We start from the raw sequence: 4,426 nt of genomic DNA, 5'->3' as shown, positions 1-4,426 counted from the left end.
ATTTTTATCCTAAAGGGACTCGTTTTGAGCACATTAGTGCTCAAGATTTAACGACGACGTTACTCCAAATTAACCAGCGACCGCTTAAAATACTCGACTGGCAAACACCGTATCAGGTTATGCTGACCAATTTGTCCAAAAATTCGGATTAAATTTGCAATCTACCACTCAAATGCCATCCATGCCGTTGAAAAATATTCAACCCGTAAGGCTGACGTCATGGTTTGTTTCTGCGTCATTGACAGTTGCTGCATTAAACGACCCTCTTTCATGTGACTGTTCATCTAAGTACAGACACATGATATATTCAACATATGTATATATCAACATATAACGCCGATCAATGACTCCATGAAAGGTCTTGCAGCAACTTTTTAACAAACTAGTGCTGGTGGGCGTGTTGTTGACTTGACTGGGGCCGATAAGCGGCAACTAACCCTGTCACAGCGTCCAAAGTCATAATCAGACCCATTAACCACATCGCTGCCATATTGTGCATGGTACCAATTAGAATCAGCAGCACCACATTTAACGCCAGCATGAGCCAGCCCATTATTTTCGACATTTGTTGCATGAAAATCCTCCTCAAGTGTATGGATAAGACCTATACCATTTTTCGATACTACTTTAGGTTAATTCTAAATTATGTTTATGGCAACCCTAAAAAGTGTTAAAATTCTTGTCAGAGGGGGAAATCACGATGAAAACTTATACGGACTATTTCTTTGATGAGCCAGCGTTTGATCTCCACGATGGCGGGTACGTGCCGCTTGAGGTCAGTGATGCGCCTGAGAAGCCCTTAAATGTGCCGCCGTTGTTGAAACCGGATAAAGAGACGGCGACCGACGTTTATTACACGGTGACAGCAGAGGCTGGGGAAACGCAACTGTTACCTGGGGCGAAGACCAAGACGTGGGGCTATAATACCAGTCTGTTAGGTCAGACGATTGTGTATCGCCGTGGTCAGCATACGCATGTGACACTGAAAAACACCCTGCCTGAGTTGACCACTTTTCATTGGCATGGGGCTAATGTCAGTGGCCCTTATGTTGATGGCGGATGCCATGCGCCGGTTTATCCGGGTGAAAGTAAGCATATCGACTTCACATTGGAACAACCGGCGACGACTTTGTGGCTGCACGCGCATCCGTGCCCATCCACAGCCGAGCAGGTTTGGCATGGTTTGGCTGCCATGGTGATTGTCAAAGACGACCATGAAGCCAGCCTGCCATTGCCAAGGAACTATGGCGTTGACGATATTCCGGTCATTTTGCAAGACCGGCGTTTTCATGAGAACAACCAGTGGGACTACCGGGCTGATTATGATCCTGACGGTGTTGCTGGGCCAACTGCAATGATTAACGGTACAATCAATCCCTATTTTGATGTCACCACGCAAAAGGTCCGGTTGCGTTTTCTGGATGGTGCTAATCGCCGTGAATGGCGGTTGCATTTTTCCGATGACCTGCCATTTACGCAAATTGGCGGGGATGGCTCACTGTTACCGGAGCCGGTCAAATTTACCCATTTGATGCTGACTTGTGCTGAGCGTGCCGAAGTGATTGTTGATTTTGGCCAATACCATGAAGGCGACGAGGTCACCTTATATACGGATGATGTGCCATTGCTAAAGTTCCGCATTCATGCTTTCAAACCGGATCAGACTACCTTGCCTGATAAGTTGTTCGATGTGAAGGCACCAGTGGTTGACCCGGCTTTGCCAGTTCGCCACGTTGTGATGCAGGGGATGGACGAAGGTGTTGCGATTGATGGTAAAAAGTTTGCCATGCAGCGGATTGATGCCACGCAACCAATTGGCAAAGCCCAGTACTGGGATGTTACCAATAGCAATGATGCGCCTGGAATGGTTCATCCATTCCATGTGCATGGAACCCAATTCTTAGTCTTGTCGCGGAATGGGCATGCGCCGTATCCAAATGAACATGGTTTCAAAGATACAATTGGCGTGAATCCTGGTGAAACGGTTCGGCTGCTGGTTCGCTTTGATTTGCCAGGGGTTTATATGTATCACTGCCATATCATTGAGCACGAAGATGGCGGCATGATGGCACAGATTGAAACATTCGATCCAGCCAAGCCAAAGCAAGAATATAAATTGATGGATATGGATACGTTAATGATGGCCTTGGCTAAAGAACGTGGCGTCAAACCATCTGAGATTTGGATGGGCGGTATGCAGTCTTATGAAAAAATGGGAATGAAAATGTAAACGTCCCACAATACTAATATAGAAAAAGATGATTTTAATATGCACTCTCCAACGATCAAACATCGCGGGGCTTTTGTCGCCACGTTACTGACAGGTACCTTTTCGATGTCAATTTCTCAGTCTTCTTTAAGCACCGCTTATCCTGCTTTTATGAAGGCTTTTGGTTTAGGAGCGGATACAGTTGCTTGGCTGACAACCGGCTTTATGTTGGTGATGACCTTGATGATTCCGGTTAGCCCATGGCTGTTGCATAATGTTACTTTCCAACGGCTTTTCCAAGCGATTGAACTCATTTTTGCCATTGGGACAGGCTTATGTATCTGGGCACCGAGTTTTACCGTGCTCATGATTGGCCGGTTGTTTGAAGCGATTGCGGTCGGGATTATTTTCCCGAGTTTCCAGACCGTGTTGCTGACGATTACGCCGCATAGTGAGCGTGGTCGGGTGATGGGCACGGCGGGATTGGTCATGGGCTCAGCCTTGGCAGTCGGTCCGATTATTTCCGGTGTTTTGCTGACATGGTTCCCTTGGCAGGCTTTATTCTTGTTCTTCTTGGTCGTTTCGCTGCTTGTGCTGGCCGTTTCAACGGTGACCATTGCGTCTGTCATGCCATTGCAACCGACGCAACTGGACTGGGTGTCCTTCCTTTTATCCGCAAGTTTTCCAATTCTACTTTATGCCTTGGGTGCTTTGTCGAAAAAAGGCTTAACTGTTGGCGTGGTTGGTTTGTTGATTTTAGGCGTTCTGGCAGCTGGTATTTTCGTTGTTCGGCAATTGAATCGCCAACCACCAATGTTGCAAATGCGAGTTTTTGCCACTGGTATGTTTACTAAAGCGGTGTTTCTGACCGGAATTTCATACGTCGGTTTGATTGTCACCACTATCCTGATGCCGCTTTACTTTCAAACGCTACTTGGTTTGTCACCGTTGATTTCTGGCTTGTCCTTAGTGCCAGCTGCGGTGTTGCTGAGTATTTTGAATCCAATTAGCGGGCGCCTACTGGATCGCTTTGGACCGCGTGTTGTGGCCATGATTGGCATGTTGTTGATTACTGGCGGCTTTGGTCTGTTAGCAGTCTTTGCCCATCATTTACCGCTGATTGGGGCAATTATGTTGGCGATGGCGACTGAAGCCGGCAATGCCTTTGTGATGATGCCTTCAGTGACGGCTGGCGCGAATGCTTTGCCGAATGAGCTCGTGGCAGACGGCACTGCGGTTACGACGACGGCTCGTCAGTTATTTGGTTCTGCCGGTGTCATGTTCGCCACAGTGTTGTTGGATGGCATGCAAACCACGCTGCGAAGTCATGCTGGCGGTTTTGCTGTTACCTTCGCTGTGTTTGCTGGCGTGGGCCTGATTGGCTTGCTGTTGGCGTTGACGTTACCAAAGGAAGTCGCGAAGAAAGCGGTATAGCTGCGAATTCGTGCTTTGCATCTACAAAAATGACCGCCTACCAAAAAGTAGACGGTCATTTTTGTTGCAACTAAGCATGCTTGACTGGGTACTTAGCCGCAAATGATCAGGAGAGAAGCATCGCGACTAGGAAAGGAGGGCAACACGGTTGCTTTAGTCAACAAAGACCAGTTCGATAGTTTCATCTTCCGGTTTGATGTTGACAGATAAATGACGATTAAGGTCGGCCACCAGTTTGCGTGCGAAGGCCATCTTCTCGTCGAATTCGGTCATGTGCGAAGTAAACGGGACGCTTTGGTAATTAAAGTTTTCGCCGATATAGCCCGGATCAGTCACGTAGCGCAAGTTGTTTTCGTCGTGGCGACTGCCCGGTTTCAGGACGGTATCCAAATACTGATAGAGAATCGTTGGATCGTAGTTCAGCGGCTTATCAAGGGTCGTGGAAAGCTTGTAGCCGGTTGCTTGACCAGCGAATTGTTCGTTGATTTGGACTTGGGTAAGGCTTTGATACAATTTCAAAACGATCACTCCTCTTCTTTTCACTTTTAGTATAGCAGTTATGGTAGATTGTAAAATTAATCCGAACAGCGTTCGGATTAATTTTACAATCTACCACACAACCAAAAAGCCATTCATCTCATCACGAGGTGGGTGGCTTTTTTGAGTAAGTTAAGTGACAGCATTGATTGATTGTTATATGATTGTGTATGTCCTAAATGGACACAAGCAACGCTCCTAAGCAAAGCCTGTATGTACTGATTTCAGAAAAGCCCTCTATTCCGC

Annotated in this window: 4 protein-coding genes and 2 pseudogenes; 3 read left to right on the top strand and 3 right to left on the bottom strand. The window is 47.0% G+C overall.

Annotated features, from left to right (window positions below):
• Nucleotides 1–152, top strand: a pseudogene (locus ACKTSF_RS14150) (IS30 family transposase); the annotation flags it as partial.
• A gap of 12 nt (nt 153–164) precedes the next feature.
• On the opposite strand, the pseudogene ACKTSF_RS14145 reads toward ACKTSF_RS14150, so the two are convergent.
• Nucleotides 165–254, bottom strand: a pseudogene (locus ACKTSF_RS14145) (cation transporter); the annotation flags it as partial.
• A 128-nt stretch (nt 255–382) separates the two neighbouring features.
• On the bottom strand, nt 383–574 hold the full coding sequence (locus ACKTSF_RS14140) for a hypothetical protein (protein WP_101512242.1): 192 nt from the start codon (nt 572–574) through the stop codon (nt 383–385).
• 126 nt (nt 575–700) lie between these two features.
• Between ACKTSF_RS14140 and ACKTSF_RS14135 the strand changes: the two genes are divergently transcribed.
• Both ACKTSF_RS14135 and ACKTSF_RS14130 read left to right on the top strand, forming a co-directional pair.
• A complete protein-coding gene (locus tag ACKTSF_RS14135; protein WP_076639171.1) occupies nt 701–2,230 on the top strand; it encodes a multicopper oxidase family protein in 1,530 nt (509 codons plus the stop codon).
• Between the two features lie 39 nt (nt 2,231–2,269).
• Nucleotides 2,270–3,643, top strand: a complete 1,374-nt coding sequence (locus tag ACKTSF_RS14130) for an MFS transporter (RefSeq protein ID WP_104368221.1) — start codon at nt 2,270–2,272, stop codon at nt 3,641–3,643.
• 153 nt (nt 3,644–3,796) lie between these two features.
• Here the strand turns inward: ACKTSF_RS14130 and ACKTSF_RS14125 are convergent, their stop codons facing one another.
• Nucleotides 3,797–4,162 (bottom strand): hypothetical protein, encoded by a 366-nt coding sequence (locus ACKTSF_RS14125; RefSeq protein ID WP_003580900.1) that lies wholly within the window; start codon nt 4,160–4,162, stop codon nt 3,797–3,799.
• Nucleotides 4,163–4,426: the final 264 nt, after the last annotated feature.

It is taken from the genome of Levilactobacillus muriae (genome assembly GCF_045862015.1).
Classification (GTDB): Bacteria; Bacillota; Bacilli; order Lactobacillales; family Lactobacillaceae; genus Levilactobacillus; species Levilactobacillus muriae.
The sequence above is the reverse complement of the archived record's forward strand: the minus strand, read 5'-3'. Positions and strand labels throughout refer to the sequence as shown.